We start from the raw sequence: 15,884 nt of genomic DNA, 5'->3' as shown, positions 1-15,884 counted from the left end.
GCATTAGGACAAGCGTCAACCGGATCATGTACGCGAGAGCATCAGCCTGACAGGTGGATTTTGAGGAGTTGGAAGTGACTACGTCACTTCCAACTCCTCAGTTCCGATCATCTTGTGGCGAATATTTGTCCGTCTCCCTCTTGAAATATGTAAAAACATGAAGCATTTGTTTTGAATAATGAGAGATAAGATACTTTCCTATTCTTTTAAAAGCGGACGAAGATACAATTTCGTCCGCGACTTCCCTACTTTATTAATTGACACTTCCTATTTTTCTCTAAGTCTAGATGACCATTTAAATCCTATGATCGTTAGTTTAAGAACTACATTTTATCTACATGTACAAAATTTAACCAATTTTAAAAGTAATAGAATCACTTATTCAACAATGATTACATGATTGCATAATCATTATGTTTACTTAAAATAATTCTATCCTCTTACCGAAAACGGGCTTAGTTACTACTCACAATAGATTGAAGTGAAAGGTGGCGACTCCAGGCGGAGGCCAACAGGATGTTGGTCACGAAGGCGTTGCCACAAGATGTGGCGCTTTTAGCCTTTGTTCCTCTGTGAGACAGATTAGACATCACAAACGAACGCGTAGCGGACGGTGATGGCTAATCGCTCACCCCGCGGAAAGCGTCCACCTGAAACGTATATCCCGGTATTATTTAATTCTTTCAATTACTATGAACACTGGTTTCTAAGACGATGATGCATATACATTCTTATCTATTAAAAAAAACTTCGACATGAAATAAATCAAGTCGAAGGACTTTTTTAAGCTTATTGTGATTTTTTCATTAGTTCTTTGAAGTCCGGGACCGTTGGGTTGGCAAGATAATGGCCACCCTCCACTTGAATTGTTTGCCCCGTAATGAATTTAGATTCATCTGAAGCTAAAAACAACACTGTGTTTCCAATATCATCTGCTTCACCATGGTATGGAAGAGCATTATATTTTGCGAAAATGTCTAATAGAGCTGGAGGTAAATTATTTTTAGCTGCTGGCGTTAAAATAAGGCCAGGTGCAACTCCATTACAACGAATATTATCTTTACCATATTGGGTAGCTATATATTTTGTCAACTGAACAACCGCAGCTTTAGATGCTCCATAAGCAGAACGCACTGTGTCCGATGCAAAAGCAGCCATGGAAGCTGTATTTATAATAGAACCTCCCCCAGCTTTAATCATATGAGGGACAGCAAAACGACTTCCTAATAAAACACTTTTCGTATTTACGTTCATCAATCTATCCCATTCATCTAAATCAATATTCACAACGTCTAAATCTTTTTGAAGATTTGTTAAACCAACATTGTTATATAAAACAGTTAGAGAACCATAATAATCGACAGCAAATTCAACTGCTTCTTTAATAGAGTCTTCTTTAGATGCGTCTAAAAACACACTAACAGCTTCGCCGCCTAAGCTTTTAATGTTTTCCGCTGCTGCTTTTGCACCTTCAACATTATAATCAGCAATGACAACTTTTGCGCCTTCTTTAGCTAATAATGTAGCTGCTGATAATCCAATACCTGATGCACCACCTGTAACTAAAGCTACCTTATCTTGTACTCGACCCATAATAATCTCCTCACTTACTACTAGTAATAGTAGCAATTTTTCCTTGTAACTTAACAATTTTAATTACGAATATATTTTAACATTAAAATATATAACATTAAAGTAAATAGTTTTATATCATTCAACAAATACATGCGTTAGCACCCACTGATCACTTAGACCAATTTGAGACTCAACTTCCTGAAGTGGATAAACACTGAAAGGATCACCTTGTACAACAGCAGTCGCAAAAAAAGAAGGTTGCACACTCAAGATTACTTGATTATCATTTACCTTCTTTTTCAAGATGGCTACTTTCGCTATACCTCCTACATTCGTATAACCAAAACTCTGCGCAGAAAAAAAGTTTCCTAATGAATAAAACACATGTGTTTCGTGTCCACTGCTTGTAGTAAGCATTTCATACTTTTGAATAACGTGTGGATGATGTCCAAAAATAATATCAGCCCCTGCATCCGCCATCGTTATCGCTAATTGTTTTTGTTCTTCATTCGGTTCAAGTTCATATTCACTACCCCAATGTATACTCACAATAACGAAATCAACTTTTTGTTTTAATGCTCGAATATCCTGCGAAATCTTTTTAGCATCTATTTGATTTACCAAGTACTCTTTTCCACTTGGAGTAGAATAGCCATTCATTCCATATGTATAACCAAGAAATCCAAAACTAATATCTTTTATTTGTAATATACGATCAGTTTTTTGATCTTCCCACGATTCATATGCCCCAATATAAGGAATATCGTATTCTTTCATATGATTTATAGCCGATAAAACACCTTCTTCTTTCTGGTCAAGTGTATGATTATTTGCCATTGAGATTATATCGACTCCAACCGTTTTTAAATCTCCAATAATATGAGCAGGACTTGAGAAATTAGGATATCCAGAGAATCCAAATTCGGCGCCTGCCGGTATAGATTCTTGATTAGCCAATAAAATATCTAATGATTCTAGTTCCCCTCTTATCGGTTCAAAAGATGGTAGAAAGCTTTCGTAATTGTACAATGGATAATGTAATAAAATATCTCCAATCATACCAATCTCTATAATCTCCTCTTTATAATCCATATGAAATGTCGAAAATTGTTTCCCGTGAAACTTTTCACTAAAAGGTTCATTCACTTGAATATTTGAAAAAAATAAGACCGAAACAACTGATACTAGTACAGAAAATAAGTTTTTTATAGGAAACACCTCCCTTGCAATCATTTACATTAATTAGATTATTTATACAAATCTAAGTGCATATAACTATCCATTCTCCCTTCATTCGACATTATAATATTTTTCAAGATTGTATTGACCTCGGTTTTATTAAGCATATAATGATGATAATGAGTGATTACTCACTTCTATAATTAAAGGAGGATTGCAAATGACTTCAACCATTGTATTAGATCGAGTTAGTAAAAGTTTCGGAAAAAAGTCAGTCTTAAATAACATAAGTATTTCAGTTAACTCTGGACAGATATTCGGATTAATCGGTCCATCAGGTTCTGGTAAAACTACGTTAGTAAAAATTATTGTAGGTATGGACCAACCATCTATTGGCCAAGTACACGTACTAAATAAAAAAGTTCCTAATTTGAATCTGCTAAAGAATATTGGTTATATGGCCCAGGCAGATGCTTTATACAATGATTTAACTGGTCAAGAAAATCTTGCTTTTTTTGCATCGCTTTACAAATTGAATAAAGATGTGCAAATAAAGCGGATTGCTTACGCTGCCAATTTAGTTAGCCTAACTCCCCATCTAACCAAAAAAGTGCAAAACTATTCAGGAGGAATGAAAAGAAGACTATCCCTTGCAATTGCACTATTACATGACCCGCAAATATTAATTTTAGATGAGCCAACTGTTGGAATTGACCCAGAACTACGAAAGTCTATTTGGGCAGAAATAAAACGACTTAAAACTGAAGGAAAAACAATATTAATAACGACTCATGTGATGGACGAAGCAGAAAAATGCGATCAACTTGCTATGGTTCGAGACGGCGAAGTAATATCGAGTGGTTCACCGTTAGAGCTAAAAAACCATTACGAAATTGATAGTCTAGAGGAAGTATTTTTGAGAGCTGGAGGTGAAAAAGATGAGAACAATCGCATTAGTTAAACGAATTTGTATCCAAATGATAAGAGATAAACGAACACTCGCTTTAATGATGGTTGCTCCTTTAGTCATATTAACTTTGCTACACTATTTGCTTTCTGCCGATTCATCCTCTCCTAAATTAGGTGTACATGGCGTGGAAAAATCTTTAATAGAACAAATAAAAGAGAAAGATATTGAAGTTGTCTTATATGATGAACTGATAAACACAAACCAAGTAATATTGAACGATAACCTAGATGGACTGCTTCAAATTGAAGGAGATTCAATCCATTTAACCCTTACTAATGATCACCCCTCCACTTCAAAGTTATTACAAATAAAAATAACTCAGGCAATTTCGATTGAAAACGCAAAAACAAAGTCTAATAATTTGAACAAATTCATCCAAGATATTCAAAGTAAACTTCCAAATGTTCCAGCAAGATTAGATCAATTAAACACTCCCGAAGTAGATACTTCTTATATTTATGGAAGTGACGAGACAACGTTTTTTGATCAACTAAGCCCTATTTTGGTTGGATTCTTTGTATTTTTCTTCGTCTTTCTCATTTCAGGAATTGGATTATTACGAGAACGAACTACCGGTACATTAGAGCGATTAATGGCAACACCTATTCAACGACGGGATATTGTATTTGGCTATTTAATTGGATATGGATTATTCGCTATTGTCCAAACATTGATCGTTGTATTATATTCGGTTAAGGTTTTAAATATTATGCTCGTTGGTTCTCTTTGGAATGTCGTGTTAATTAATTTGTCTTTAGCACTTGTTGCATTGTTGCTTGGTATTTTATTATCCGCATTTGCGAACTCAGAGTTTCAAATGATGCAGTTTATTCCGATTGCGATTGTTCCACAAGTCTTTTTCGCAGGTATTCTTCCAATTGAAGGGATGCCAACCTGGATGCAAATTATTGCTAAGTGCATGCCAATGTACTATGGTGGAAATGCGTTAGTGGACGTTATGTATAAAGGATTGGGACTAGAAAGTATTAGAAACGACCTCTTTGTATTATTAGGGTTCGCCTTTATTTTTATTGTGCTAAATATATTGGCTTTAAAGAAATATCGAAAAATCTGAAAGGAGTAGACCATGTCCGAAGACGAACTATTATTAGAACAATTATTTGAAGAAGAAAAATTCACTGATAAACAAAAAAAAATTATCTTTGCTGCCATTGAATCATTTTCGGAAAAAGGCTATGCTGCCACTTCTACAAGTGAGATCGCTAAGAAAGCAGGAGTAGCTGAAGGAACTATTTTCCGTCATTATAAAACAAAAAAAGAGTTGCTTATTTCCATTGTTGCTCCACTCATGACAAAACTAATTGGACCGATCATTGTAAATGATTTTCACAAAGTATTAGATCAACCCTATGAAAAGGCCGAGGATTTTTTGAGAGCAACGATTGAAAACAGAAGAGAAATTATAAAGAGACTCCTACCAGTCATAAAAATAATGATTCAAGAAATTCCTTTCCAGCCAGAATTGAAAGAACAGTTTCTGGACCAGATTGCGAAGAAAGTTTTTGATCGAATATTGATTGTCATTAAAGGATATCAAGATAAAGGACAACTAATCGAAATGCCCCCAGCGAGTATAGCGAGATTAACAGTTACAAGTATTTTTGGCTACTTGTTTTCTCGTTACATCTTCTTCCCTGACAGTGAATGGGATGATGAACTAGAAACAGAGAATACCGTCCAATTCATCTTGCATGGAATAGGGAAATAGAAAAAGCGCCCAAAAACGGGCGCTTTTTATGTTAAATCTTAAGATTTTTTCTATGTCGAATAGATACGTATAAAAAGCCAAAAGCACTTAAAAAACGTAATCCAGAGCTAATATACATCGCTATTTCCATTCCTAGTTGATCCAATAACCAAATGCCGACTTGAGGAGCAACGAAAGCAATGAAAGCAAGCAACACATTGTACGTTGTTATACAATACGTACGAGATTCCTCGGGCGATTGCTCTAATAATAAATTAAAGAGTATCAATACAGTACCAGACAAGAAAAAGCCTGAAATAGTTTGGACAAATGTTAAATAGTATAAGTTAGTAGATAACACAGTTAGAAAAGGAGTAGTCGCCATACCAACTGCAGCCCATATAAAAACATGCATATTGGACTTTTTCTCTGCCCATTTTTTCCACAAAGGAAACGTTAAAAACTGTATGAGCATATTACCAACTGAAAACATACTAATCCAAAATATTGTTGCTTCCGCTACTCTTACATTATAAATATTGAATAATCCCCACGCCGATTGCCAAGCAAAATTAAAAAATAGTGCTGCCGCTAAAAACCAAACAAAGTTGCTATGTTTAAAAATGCTCCAGTCCATAGACTTCTTTTTCACTTGTTCATTTCCTACTTGCACAACTTCTTCTTTATGCTTTAATAGGAAAAAAACTTCTAATAAGCCAAATCCAAAAGCTATTGTGAAAAGTATTTGATACGCTACAACACTTTCCGAGGAATCTTTCATTAAAATACCGATAAGTAACGTCGACACAAGTCCGACCATCGTTAACAGTCGGTTTCGATCACTAAAAAATTGACCTCTTCTAGATTCTTCGATCATTCCACTAATGAATGTTTGCCAACCAATATTGGCTACTGTATTCGGGACGCTAATGAAAGCAATAATCCCTAAAAAAGCCCATCTTTGGAGAGAGGGAGAAGGCAAAAAAACAACTAGTACAATCAACAAGAACATTAGTCGAGCGAGTAAAACAGACATTGCAACCAATTTCTTCTGAGCACGCGCCCGATTTAATAATATAGCTGCTGGAATTGTCATTAATAGTGCAATTAACGGAGGCAACGAACTAATTAATCCAACTTGATAATTAGTTGCTCCCAATATCGTAATTGCGAAGATTGGAAAAAAGTTATTGGAAAAATTAAGTGCTATAGTAGATGCCATTCCGTGGTAAATACTAATCTTTTCATTATACGGTCTCATTCTGTCAGCCCATTCAATAAATAATATAGGTTATGCTAGAATTATATACTTGCATGCACAGAAAACAAGTACTTCGAGACACAAAATTTATTAAATTTTGATAAATCGCTTTTTTGCGTAAACATACGTAACCGCAAGTGCAGTAACTAAAACTGCTCCTTTAATAATATCAAATGCATAATAAGGTAAATTTAAAATGGTTAAACCGTTAAGCAAAATGTGTTCATGATATCGCTCCTTTTTCTATACCCAATATTTTAGGAATGTTTTTATTGTATTCTGGATAAATGATTCCTTTTTCCGTAATAATTGCTGTAATATATTTGCCTGGTGTGACATCGAAAGCAGGATTAAATACTTTTGTATTTGGTGGAGCCACTTGCTTCCCTGCAACATGTGTTATTTCTTCTGCTGGACGCTCTTCAATCCGTATTTCCTTACCGTATTGAATCGTCAAATCAAAAGTAGAGGAAGGAGCAGCAACATAAAATGGAATGTTAAATGCATGTGCTAGTAAAGCTAAATTAAGTGTTCCAATTTTATTAGCTGTATCGCCGTTTGCCACGATTCGGTCTGCGCCAACAATAATTGCTTCAATACCTTTTGCACCGATTGTATGCGCAGCCATGCTATCTGTTATAAGTGTGACATCTACACCAGATTGCTGAAGTTCCCAAACGGTAAGTCGTGAACCTTGAAATACCGGTCTAGTTTCACAAGCGAATACCTGAAACTGTTTTCCTTGTTCGCTTCCTAGATGAAATGGGGCTAGTGCAGTTCCATATTTCGCGGTTGCAATGGATCCTGCGTTACAAATGGTCATAACTCTCGTATGGTTTCCAAGCAAAGACAGTGCAAATTCTCCAATATTTCGGCATGAAGCTTCATCTTCTTTGTAAATATTTACAGCTTCCTCTAAGAGACGATTTTTCGCTTCTTGTATAGTTACAGTCTGTTGAACAGTGCTACGTAAACGTTCTAAAGCCCAAACTAAATTGACTGCAGTAGGTCTTGAATCCCCTAAATACATGGCGTCTTTTTTTAGTTGTTCTTGAAATTCTTCCAACGTATTTGTTTCATAGTGCTGAGCTGCCTTAGCTAAACCGTATGCAGCTGTAATACCAATGGCAGGTGCACCTCTTACTTTTAATGTGATAATTGCGTCATACACATCTTTTAGAGTTTCTAGTGTTACATATTCAATTTCAAGCGGTAACTTCTGCTGATCTAAAATTCTTAGCTCCTCATTGTTCCACTCAATTGATAGCGGAATACTCATTTGTGGTTCTCCTCCAATAACGAGATTACTGCCTGAATAGAATGTAAATCATAACGTTTTAAAATAAGTGCCTCTCCTACTTGTAATGCTTGTTTTTTGAAATCAAGTCGTTGTTCTTCGTCTGCAATCGCATCCAAATCCTTTACATGAGCTAAACCAATTGTTCTTCGAATTAATTCACAACCAGCAAAACCAAGTGTATCGTGGAAAACTTTCTCCAAAACATATTCTTCAAATCCCTTCGTATTCTTATATGTTTCAATACCTTTTGATTTCCATAGGATAGAAAAATTCGATGAAAATACTTCCCAGGTTTGTTCGATATGTTGAACAATAGTATTTCGCGCTTCTGCTTCTCTAGTAATAGATTGAACGATTAAGTTTGCTAAAAATATCCCGATATCAAATCCAATAGGACCATAAAAAGCAAACTCAGGATCAATTACCTTCGTTTCTGTTTCACTAGCAAAAATACTTCCCGTATGTAAATCACCATGAAGCAAAGCTTCTGCTTCCGTCATAAAACTTCTCTTCAATTTTGCAACTTCAAGCTTTAAAATTTCATTGTTCCAAATTGCCTCAACCTCTGCTCTTAACGAAGGTTCAAAATCATTTGTTTCATGATCAAAAAATGGATCCGTAAAAATAAGCTCTTCCGTAATTTTACATAGCTCTGGGTTTGAAAACTCGGAAACTAACCTCTTTTTTTCAAATGGATGTAATGCAAAATCTGATGTGTGAAACAGTGTTTGAGCAAGATACTCACCAATATCCTTCGAGAGCTTTGGATAGGGTTCAAGTTGGATTAATCCTTCACGTGCAATTTTTAGATGGGATAGATCCTCCATAACTGTAATTGCAAGCTCTTCATCGGTAGCATATACAACTGGAACAAGATCCGCTGCAAATTCAAACTGTTTTTTTAACGCATTTGCTTCAATGATTGCACGCTTTAATGTGAGTGGCCAGCTTTCACCAACTACTTTTGCATATGGCAATGCCTGTTTGAGGATTAAACTTTTGTCACCGTTAGATTCCTTAATGTGAAATACATAATTCAAATTGCCGTCACCAATTTCACTGCAACTTAACTCAGCGTCTTCTGAGAAAAAGTTTAGTCCTTTTGCATATAAAATCGCACGCTCTTCAGTTAACGATTCATATTGTCTCTTCGTAGCTATTGTCATTGTTCTCTACCTTTCCCTTACAAAATAAAAAGCCTCTTTCCAAAGAAAGAGGCGCAGAATAAGAGAACTCTCGCCTCTTATCTTTCAGAAAGTTACCTTTCTGATGGAATTAGCACCGTGCCTTACGAGATTTTTCATCTCGGCGCGAAAAGCGCCCCGTCTCACAACGGTATTACGGTCGGTTGCTGGGCTTCATAGGGCCATTACCCTCTGCCTGCTCTTGATAAGAGTGCTGTTACATACAACTTTATGCTATTTGAAATGAATCCTAACATATTAAAAAAAGAACTGTCAATCTTTTTTTAATACAATAAACTTTCTAAAAACTGTATTGACAATTTTCTAAGAGCGTGAAATAATCGTAATTAATTTGACAATACAAAGTGAAACCAATTGAATAAATTATTCTTATTTAGAGCAGGTGGAGGGACAAGCCCTATGATACCCGGCAACCGGTCCGATTATTGGAAACGGTGCTAATTCTTGCAGTCATTTGACTGAGAAATAAGAAGTCGTTATACATTAACCTCTTCTTATTTGAAGAGGTTTTTATTTTATTTTAAAGGAATGTGATGACAAATGAGTGGAGTATCAGCTCTCTATCAGGTGTATGGGAAGCCAGGTTCTTTTGAAAAAAGAGCAGATGGTATTGCACTTGGTTTAACTATAGGATCTTGGACGGATTTACCATTGATAGAACAAGAACAATTAAAAAAACATAAAGGTCATGTTGTTTCGATTAATGAATTCGAACATACTTTTCATCCGCTAAAACCAGATCAAATCAAAGCTGAAATAAAAATTAACTATCCTAATGCAAACTTCTCAGCTGATTTACCTGCCATTTTAACGACTGTATTTGGCAAACTATCGCTAGATGGTGAAGTGAAGCTTCTAGATTTAGAATTTTCTCCAGAACTTTTAGATCAGTTTCCCGGACCAAGGTTTGGAATTGAAAGCATCCGTGACCAACTGGAAGTGTATAATCGTCCACTTATCATGAGTATATTCAAAGGAGTAATTGGTCGAGATATTCATTACTTAGCAGAACAGCTTCGACATCAAGCACTCGGTGGAGTCGATCTCGTCAAAGATGATGAAATCCTTTTTGAAAATCCACTCACTCCTTTTGAGAAACGGATTACAACTGCAAAAAAAGTATTGCAGGAAGTGTATGAAGAGACTGGACATCGGACTCTTTATGCTGTTAATTTATCTGGTCGAACATCCCAATTAAAAGCAAAAGCACAAAAAGCAAAGGAACTTGGGGCAGATGCTCTATTATTAAATGTTCATGCATATGGACTGGATGTACTTCAAGAGTTAGTAGAAGATGATAATATCCAACTGCCTTTTATGGCTCATCCTGCTTATAGTGGGGCATTCACTTCTTCCTCATTTTACGGGGTTGCAACTCCACTTCTACTTGGAAAATTGACACGATATGCGGGGGCAGATTTTTCGTTATTCCCTTCACCTTATGGAAGTGTTGCGCTTGAAAAAACAGCTGCACTTTCATTGGGCGAAGAATTGACGAAAATAAGTACAGTAAAACGAACTTTCCCTGTTCCATCTGCAGGTATTCATCCTGGTTTAGTCCCTCTATTAATCGAGGATTATGGATTTGATAGCATTATTAATGCTGGCGGAGGAGTACATGGTCATCCAGCCGGTGCAACAGGAGGAGGGCTAGCTTTTAGGCAAGCCGTGACGGCTGTACTTGAAGGAATCCCTCTTAAAGAAGCAGCACAACAATACTCCGAATTAAAAACAGCATTGGATTTATGGGGGTAAGAATATGAATAAGCTTGTTATCTTTTGTGACTTTGATGGCACTATTACGAACCAAGACAATATTATCTCTATCATGAAAAAATTTGCTCCTCCTGAATATTTGCCGATTAAGGAAAATATTTTAGGACAAAGACAGTCTATTCGTGAAGGTGTAGCAGAAATGTTTGATCTTTTGCCTGTTTCCTTAAAGGATCAGATCATTTCTTATTTGCTAGAACAAGCACAAATTCGAGATGGATTTGCTGAATTTGTTTCTTATACAAAAAAACACAATATACCACTTTATATAGTTAGCGGTGGAATAGATTTTTTCGTCCATCCAATGCTTGAAAAATTCGGACCATTTTCTGGTGTTTATTGCAATGAATCGGATTTTTCTGGAGAATCTATTAAAATCCTGTACCCGCATGGCTGTGATGAACAATGTACAAGTCAAAGTTGCGGTTGTTGTAAGCCTTCTATTATCCGTAAGCTTCAGGGAAGTGATGCATTAAGCGTTGTAATTGGTGACTCTATTACAGATCTTGAAGCAGCCAAATTGGCTGACATTGTCATTGCTCGAGATTTTCTCATTGAAAAATGCGAGGAGTTACATATTTCGTATGAACCGTTTGAAAATTTCCAAGATGTCATAAATGTTATTGATAAGAGGCTAGGTGTATAAATATGACAACTCTCCATAGTAAGTGGGAAGAATTAGCAGACATAAAGGATGAATTAGCCGCACGCGATTGGTTTATGGGGACTAGCGGTAACTTAGCTATAAAAGTTAATAGCAATCCAATAGAATTTTTAGTAACAGCTAGTGGAAAAGATAAGAACAAAAGAACAAAAGAAGATTTTTTACTTGTAAATGAGAGCGGAAATCCAATTGAAAATACGGATTTAAAGCCGTCAGCAGAAACATTACTACATTGTGCTATATATGAGAATACTTCTGCTGGTTGTAGTCTTCACGTACATACGGTTGCGAATAACGTAATTTCTGAATTGCACGGTGATCAAGGGAAAATTGATTTTCAAGGTCAAGAACTTATTAAAGCTTTTGGTTTGTGGGAAGAAGAAGCTATCCTTACCATTCCTATCATTCCAAATCATGCGCATATTCCACTTCTAACGAAAGAATTTCAATCTCATATATATGCAGATAAAGGAGCTATCTTAATAAGAAACCACGGGATTACCGTTTGGGGTAAGGATGGTTTCGAAGCTAAGAAGCTACTAGAAGCTTGTGAGTTTTTATTTCAATATCAATTAACATTACATCAAATAAAATCAAAATAAGAGAGGAAGATTTTAAATGGCTATCATTAAATTCCAAGGAATAGAAGAAACAATTGAAGAGCAAAACGAGGTTGCAGCTTTTTTAGCCAAACAGGAAGTTATTTACGAGCATTGGGATATCGAAAAATTACCAGAGCCTCTCCGTGAAAAATTCGATCTTAGCGATGAAGAAAAAGAACAAATTCTCTATGCTTTTAAAGAGGAAATTGATAACATTTCAACTCGCCGTGGCTATAAAGCATCGGATGTTATATCTTTATCTGATTCTAATCCTAATTTAGATGAATTATTGAAAAACTTCGAGCGCAAACATCTTCATACGGATGATGAGGTTCGATACATTGTTAGTGGTCACGGGGTATTCATTATACAAGGAAAAGACGAAAATTTCTTCGAAGTACATTTATCACCCGGAGATTTAATTTCCGTGCCAGAAAACATTACGCATTACTTTACACTTTCAGAGGATCGTAAAGTAGTTGCTGTTCGTATCTTTGTCACAACAGAAGGCTGGGTACCAGTGTATCAAGACGAAATTACCCAAAGTTAAGTCTATATAAGAAAAGCGCAAGCGCCCTTTAAGTGCAATTGTCTTCTCTACTTCTAGAGTGCTTTGGACGAAACATTCGCTACACTATTACCGATGGATTTTGAGGAGTTGGAAGTGTCTACGTCACTTCCAACTCCTCATTTTCGGTCATCTTGTGGCGAATGTTTGTCCGTCGCCCTCTTGGAATTTGCGAGGACATGATGCGTTTGGTTTGGCTAATTAGAGAAAAAATACTTCCTTACTCTTTTAAAAGCTTCCGAAGATACCATTTCGGAAGCTCGTCACTTCTCTACCTTTAGATACTATCTATCTTTTCACTGGTTTGGCTTACCATATGGATAAGCAAATCAAGACCCTGGACTGAGCGTAACTTATGAAACATTGTCTGAAAAAAAGATGAATCAAAATCTGCTCCAAAATAAAAAAATCTCCCTTGTTGTAACTTTCTAAACGCAACAAAGGAGATTTTTTAAATGGGTAATTCTAACTCAAAAAAGCCTTACTAAAAATTTTTAAAGAATAACCTAATAACATCTGCCCCACCTATAAAGGCTCCCAAAGAACCCACTAAGTTAGTAAGGACAACTACCAGTAAGATACGTGTAACCTTATTATGCCAGAATCCTTTTACAGTAAATACATCTTCTGAAAGCGTCTCAAAATCCCCGATGTTTGGTCGACGGTAATATGCCTGTACAATTCCCGATACCCACCCTGATGCTATTAATGGGTGTAAAGTAGTGATGGGAGCTACTATAAATGCCGATAATATTGCAAGCGGATGACCAAGAGCAATAGCTGCTCCAATAGCCGCAGTAGTCCCTGTCCATAATATCCAACTAAACGCTTGGTCAAACCCCGCTGTTGGATTTGCTAAAAAGGTGTAAACCACAATAGCAATAAGAAGAACCGGTATTACCCACCCAAGAATCTTTGGAACAACTGATTTTGGAGGGGTTTGAGCTAACGCTACTAAATCATGTTCTTTATGAATCTCTTTAGTAATACCCGGAACATGCGCGGCTCCTAATATAGCAACAATCTTTTTACCCGGTGCATCTTTGATTTTTTGCGCTAAATATTGATCTCGTTCATCGATTAAAGGAGTCTTTAGTTTTGGAAAAGATTCGGTGAACTCAGCAAGAACTGCGTTAAGTGTATCTTGTGATTTCATTTTTTCGAGTTCTTCTTCAGTTATACTTTCTCTGCTGAAAATACTAAAAAACACGGAAGTAAGAAGTTGGCTCTTTCCTATCCACCCAAGATTATGCCAAATACGAGAAAAGGTAATTTGTATATTTCGATCAGCTAGTACGAGATTGGCACCTGTTTCTTTTGCGGATTCAATCCCTTGAATCATTTCCTGACCTGGCTTTATTTCAAATTGTTTTGCTAAACGATTTTGAAACGAAGAAATAGCTAGATTCATTAATAGTAATGTAGCTTTTTTTTCTTTAATTACTTTAAAAATATCTGTCTCTTTCCACTTATTGCTGTCCATAACAGACTGATATCTTTGTTCATCTAATTCAATACAAACTGTGTCTGGTCTTTCTGCTTCAATCACTTCTTTTACTTGTTCTGCACTTTGTTTAGATACATGCGCAGTACCGATAAGTATGAGTTCTCTACCATCTAGGTTTATACGAGTAATATTATCCTCTTTCACAAGCTTCTTCCTTTATAGAGCATATTTCTTTTGCGCAATTTTTTACTTTTAACTACGAAAAGACTGTCTATTATTAATAATGAATTAGATTAGGATAAATTTCAAATAGTTTTACTAATTGAATCAATTTCATGATTAAAAGTTAGATCATAAAACACGAACAATATTAAAGTTAAGTGTGAGAATATGTATTATATACCCTTCATAAATCAGTATGATTTCCGCTATCAGCGGACGCTTTCCGTGGGGTGAGCGATGTCTCATCTTCTCACTCATCCCGCTGGAGTCGCCGCCTGTCGCTCCAATCAATAAAATAATTATTATTCGTGTTTAGATAATTAAATGATATTTATGAAATTAACTCAATTAAAAAAAAGATGCGTGAATCGCAGATAATGACATTTCCAAAAAAGTCTTGAGAAAAGGTTTTTCGATGGAAAAGTGATACACTAAGAAAATAATTTAACTAAAAAGGAGTAATGCGAAATGTATATTGTGACAAATAGAATTAAAACAAAACTAGGCTTTGCAGAAAAAATGGCTCCTAATTTCACTAAGCCAGGTGCATTACAAGAAATGGAGGGTTTTGTAAAAGTAGAAGTAACTCTTACACAAAACCTAACAGATTATGATGAGTTAAATGTAAATATGTACTGGGAAAACCTCGAGAACTTTGAAGCTTGGAAAAACAGTGATGTATTTAAAGAATCTCATAAACGACCAGAGCCAGGTTCAAAAGCTGCTTCTCAAGAATCACCACTCCTTGGAAATGAATTAGTTATTTCAAAAGTTGCTTCAACAATTGAAGCCATTTCTTCTAAATAATATTGATTTATTTTAAAACTCCTACTTATGCGTTTATACAACGCTTAAGCAGGAGTTTTTTTATAAAAATTCTCTCAACTTTTCATCCACTTAAATTTTTGGTATACTAAAGTAGTTACCGATGGTAACTATTATCTTAGGTAACTACTTTTTTTGTGAGGAGTGTTTCTAATCAATATATATCGAGAATTTTTTCAACAGTTTATTCAGCTGTATCGTCCATTTGAAAATCATTTGAATATCCAACTAGCTAAGCATGATTTATATAGAGCGCAGTGGACTATTTTGTTCTATTTATCCAATAATGGTTCTGCAACACTTGTTGAGCTTTCCAATTATCAAGGTGTAGAAAAGCCAACGATTACGAGAACGATTAATCGTTTAGAAGAATTAGGATATGTTGAGCAGCTATCTAGTCAAGATAAGCGGGAAAAAAGAATGCAACTAACGTTACTTGGAAAAAATGTTTATGGAAATGTTCGAGTAACAATTGATGCATACGAGCAAAATATTCTAAAAGGGATATCTGATGAGGATCAACTAAAAGTAATACAGGTTATGGATAAAATACGGAATAACATTCTAGAGTTAGGAGCTAAATAA

Annotated in this window: 15 protein-coding genes, 1 pseudogene and 2 riboswitches; of the genes and pseudogenes, 9 read left to right on the top strand and 7 right to left on the bottom strand. The window is 35.6% G+C overall.

Annotated features, from left to right (window positions below):
• Window positions 1-789 precede the first annotated feature (789 nt).
• Together ACFVR1_RS12535 and ACFVR1_RS12530 are read right to left on the bottom strand one after the other, a co-directional pair.
• Window positions 790-1,593 (bottom strand): SDR family NAD(P)-dependent oxidoreductase, encoded by an 804-nt coding sequence (locus tag ACFVR1_RS12535; RefSeq protein ID WP_387584440.1) that lies wholly within the window; start codon window positions 1,591-1,593, stop codon window positions 790-792.
• Window positions 1,594-1,710: 117 nt separating this feature from the next.
• A complete protein-coding gene (locus tag ACFVR1_RS12530; protein ID WP_387584438.1) occupies window positions 1,711-2,793 on the bottom strand; it encodes a CapA family protein in 1,083 nt (360 codons plus the stop codon).
• A 181-nt stretch (window positions 2,794-2,974) separates the two neighbouring features.
• Here ACFVR1_RS12530 and ACFVR1_RS12525 point away from each other — a divergent pair, with 181 nt between their 5' ends.
• Genes ACFVR1_RS12525 through ACFVR1_RS12515 form a run of 3 tightly spaced genes read left to right on the top strand, consistent with a single transcriptional unit; the run spans window position 2,975 to window position 5,453 of the window.
• Entirely contained in the window at window positions 2,975-3,715 is a 741-nt protein-coding gene (locus tag ACFVR1_RS12525) for an ABC transporter ATP-binding protein (protein WP_387584437.1), read from the top strand.
• A complete protein-coding gene (locus ACFVR1_RS12520) occupies window positions 3,693-4,799 on the top strand; it encodes an ABC transporter permease (RefSeq protein WP_387584435.1) in 1,107 nt (368 codons plus the stop codon). Before ACFVR1_RS12525 ends, ACFVR1_RS12520 begins: the two co-directional genes overlap by 23 nt.
• Window positions 4,800-4,811: 12 nt before the next feature.
• Complete coding sequence (locus ACFVR1_RS12515; protein WP_387584433.1) at window positions 4,812-5,453, top strand: TetR/AcrR family transcriptional regulator; 642 nt, start codon at window positions 4,812-4,814, stop codon at window positions 5,451-5,453.
• Between the two features lie 31 nt (window positions 5,454-5,484).
• Here ACFVR1_RS12515 and ACFVR1_RS12510 read toward each other — a convergent pair whose 3' ends face one another.
• The 4 genes and pseudogenes from ACFVR1_RS12510 to mtnK form a co-directional block, all read right to left on the bottom strand.
• Window positions 5,485-6,693: an MFS transporter gene (locus ACFVR1_RS12510; protein WP_387584432.1), complete on the bottom strand. Its 1,209-nt coding sequence runs from the start codon at window positions 6,691-6,693 to the stop codon at window positions 5,485-5,487.
• Window positions 6,694-6,783: 90 nt separating this feature from the next.
• A pseudogene (locus tag ACFVR1_RS12505) lies at window positions 6,784-6,912 on the bottom strand (ABC transporter permease); the annotation flags it as partial.
• Window positions 6,913-6,916: 4 nt separating this feature from the next.
• On the bottom strand, window positions 6,917-7,972 hold the full coding sequence (mtnA, locus tag ACFVR1_RS12500) for an S-methyl-5-thioribose-1-phosphate isomerase (RefSeq protein ID WP_387584430.1): 1,056 nt from the start codon (window positions 7,970-7,972) through the stop codon (window positions 6,917-6,919).
• Window positions 7,969-9,159: an S-methyl-5-thioribose kinase gene (gene mtnK, locus ACFVR1_RS12495; protein ID WP_387584428.1), complete on the bottom strand. Its 1,191-nt coding sequence runs from the start codon at window positions 9,157-9,159 to the stop codon at window positions 7,969-7,971. Before mtnK ends, mtnA begins: the two co-directional genes overlap by 4 nt.
• A 74-nt stretch (window positions 9,160-9,233) precedes the next feature.
• A riboswitch (SAM riboswitch) is annotated at window positions 9,234-9,389 on the bottom strand.
• 175 nt (window positions 9,390-9,564) lie between these two features.
• Window positions 9,565-9,670, top strand: a riboswitch (SAM riboswitch).
• Window positions 9,671-9,738: 68 nt separating this feature from the next.
• Between mtnK and mtnW the strand changes: the two genes are divergently transcribed.
• Genes mtnW through ACFVR1_RS12475 form a run of 4 tightly spaced genes read left to right on the top strand, consistent with a single transcriptional unit; the run spans window position 9,739 to window position 12,787 of the window.
• A complete protein-coding gene (mtnW, locus tag ACFVR1_RS12490) occupies window positions 9,739-10,953 on the top strand; it encodes a 2,3-diketo-5-methylthiopentyl-1-phosphate enolase (RefSeq protein ID WP_387584426.1) in 1,215 nt (404 codons plus the stop codon).
• A 4-nt stretch (window positions 10,954-10,957) separates the two neighbouring features.
• Entirely contained in the window at window positions 10,958-11,617 is a 660-nt protein-coding gene (locus ACFVR1_RS12485; protein ID WP_387584424.1) for a 2-hydroxy-3-keto-5-methylthiopentenyl-1-phosphate phosphatase, read from the top strand.
• A gap of 2 nt (window positions 11,618-11,619) precedes the next feature.
• A complete protein-coding gene (locus tag ACFVR1_RS12480) occupies window positions 11,620-12,237 on the top strand; it encodes a methylthioribulose 1-phosphate dehydratase (RefSeq protein WP_387584423.1) in 618 nt (205 codons plus the stop codon).
• Between the two features lie 16 nt (window positions 12,238-12,253).
• A complete protein-coding gene (locus tag ACFVR1_RS12475; protein WP_387584422.1) occupies window positions 12,254-12,787 on the top strand; it encodes a 1,2-dihydroxy-3-keto-5-methylthiopentene dioxygenase in 534 nt (177 codons plus the stop codon).
• A 502-nt stretch (window positions 12,788-13,289) separates the two neighbouring features.
• Here the strand turns inward: ACFVR1_RS12475 and ACFVR1_RS12470 are convergent.
• Window positions 13,290-14,456 carry a TraB/GumN family protein gene (locus ACFVR1_RS12470; protein WP_387584420.1) on the bottom strand — a complete coding sequence of 389 codons (1,167 nt, stop codon included), beginning with the start codon at window positions 14,454-14,456 and terminating at the stop codon, window positions 13,290-13,292.
• Between the two features lie 486 nt (window positions 14,457-14,942).
• Between ACFVR1_RS12470 and ACFVR1_RS12465 the strand changes: the two genes are divergently transcribed.
• A complete protein-coding gene (locus ACFVR1_RS12465; protein WP_387584419.1) occupies window positions 14,943-15,281 on the top strand; it encodes a heme oxygenase in 339 nt (112 codons plus the stop codon).
• Between the two features lie 171 nt (window positions 15,282-15,452).
• Window positions 15,453-15,884: a MarR family winged helix-turn-helix transcriptional regulator gene (locus ACFVR1_RS12460; RefSeq protein ID WP_387584648.1), complete on the top strand. Its 432-nt coding sequence runs from the start codon at window positions 15,453-15,455 to the stop codon at window positions 15,882-15,884.

The sequence above is a fragment of the Psychrobacillus sp. NPDC058041 genome (assembly GCF_042885655.1).
Classification (GTDB): Bacteria; Bacillota; Bacilli; order Bacillales_A; family Planococcaceae; genus Psychrobacillus.
Note: the sequence above shows the minus strand (reverse complement) of the source record. Positions and strands in the feature narration are given on the sequence as shown.

Bases quoted from the DNA above. Each gene is read 5' to 3' on its own strand.
- ACFVR1_RS12535 (WP_387584440.1), bottom strand. From the start codon at position 1,593: ATGGGTCGAGTACAAGATAAGGTAGCTTTAGTTACAGGTGGTGCATCA.
- ACFVR1_RS12525 (WP_387584437.1), top strand. From the start codon at position 2,975: ATGACTTCAACCATTGTATTAGATCGAGTTAGTAAAAGTTTCGGAAAA.
- ACFVR1_RS12520 (WP_387584435.1), top strand. From the start codon at position 3,693: ATGAGAACAATCGCATTAGTTAAACGAATTTGTATCCAAATGATAAGA.
- ACFVR1_RS12515 (WP_387584433.1), top strand. From the start codon at position 4,812: ATGTCCGAAGACGAACTATTATTAGAACAATTATTTGAAGAAGAAAAA.
- ACFVR1_RS12510 (WP_387584432.1), bottom strand. From the start codon at position 6,693: ATGAGACCGTATAATGAAAAGATTAGTATTTACCACGGAATGGCATCT.
- mtnA (WP_387584430.1), bottom strand. From the start codon at position 7,972: ATGAGTATTCCGCTATCAATTGAGTGGAACAATGAGGAGCTAAGAATT.
- mtnK (WP_387584428.1), bottom strand. From the start codon at position 9,159: ATGACAATAGCTACGAAGAGACAATATGAATCGTTAACTGAAGAGCGT.
- mtnW (WP_387584426.1), top strand. From the start codon at position 9,739: ATGAGTGGAGTATCAGCTCTCTATCAGGTGTATGGGAAGCCAGGTTCT.
- ACFVR1_RS12485 (WP_387584424.1), top strand. From the start codon at position 10,958: ATGAATAAGCTTGTTATCTTTTGTGACTTTGATGGCACTATTACGAAC.
- ACFVR1_RS12480 (WP_387584423.1), top strand. From the start codon at position 11,620: ATGACAACTCTCCATAGTAAGTGGGAAGAATTAGCAGACATAAAGGAT.
- ACFVR1_RS12475 (WP_387584422.1), top strand. From the start codon at position 12,254: ATGGCTATCATTAAATTCCAAGGAATAGAAGAAACAATTGAAGAGCAA.
- ACFVR1_RS12465 (WP_387584419.1), top strand. From the start codon at position 14,943: ATGTATATTGTGACAAATAGAATTAAAACAAAACTAGGCTTTGCAGAA.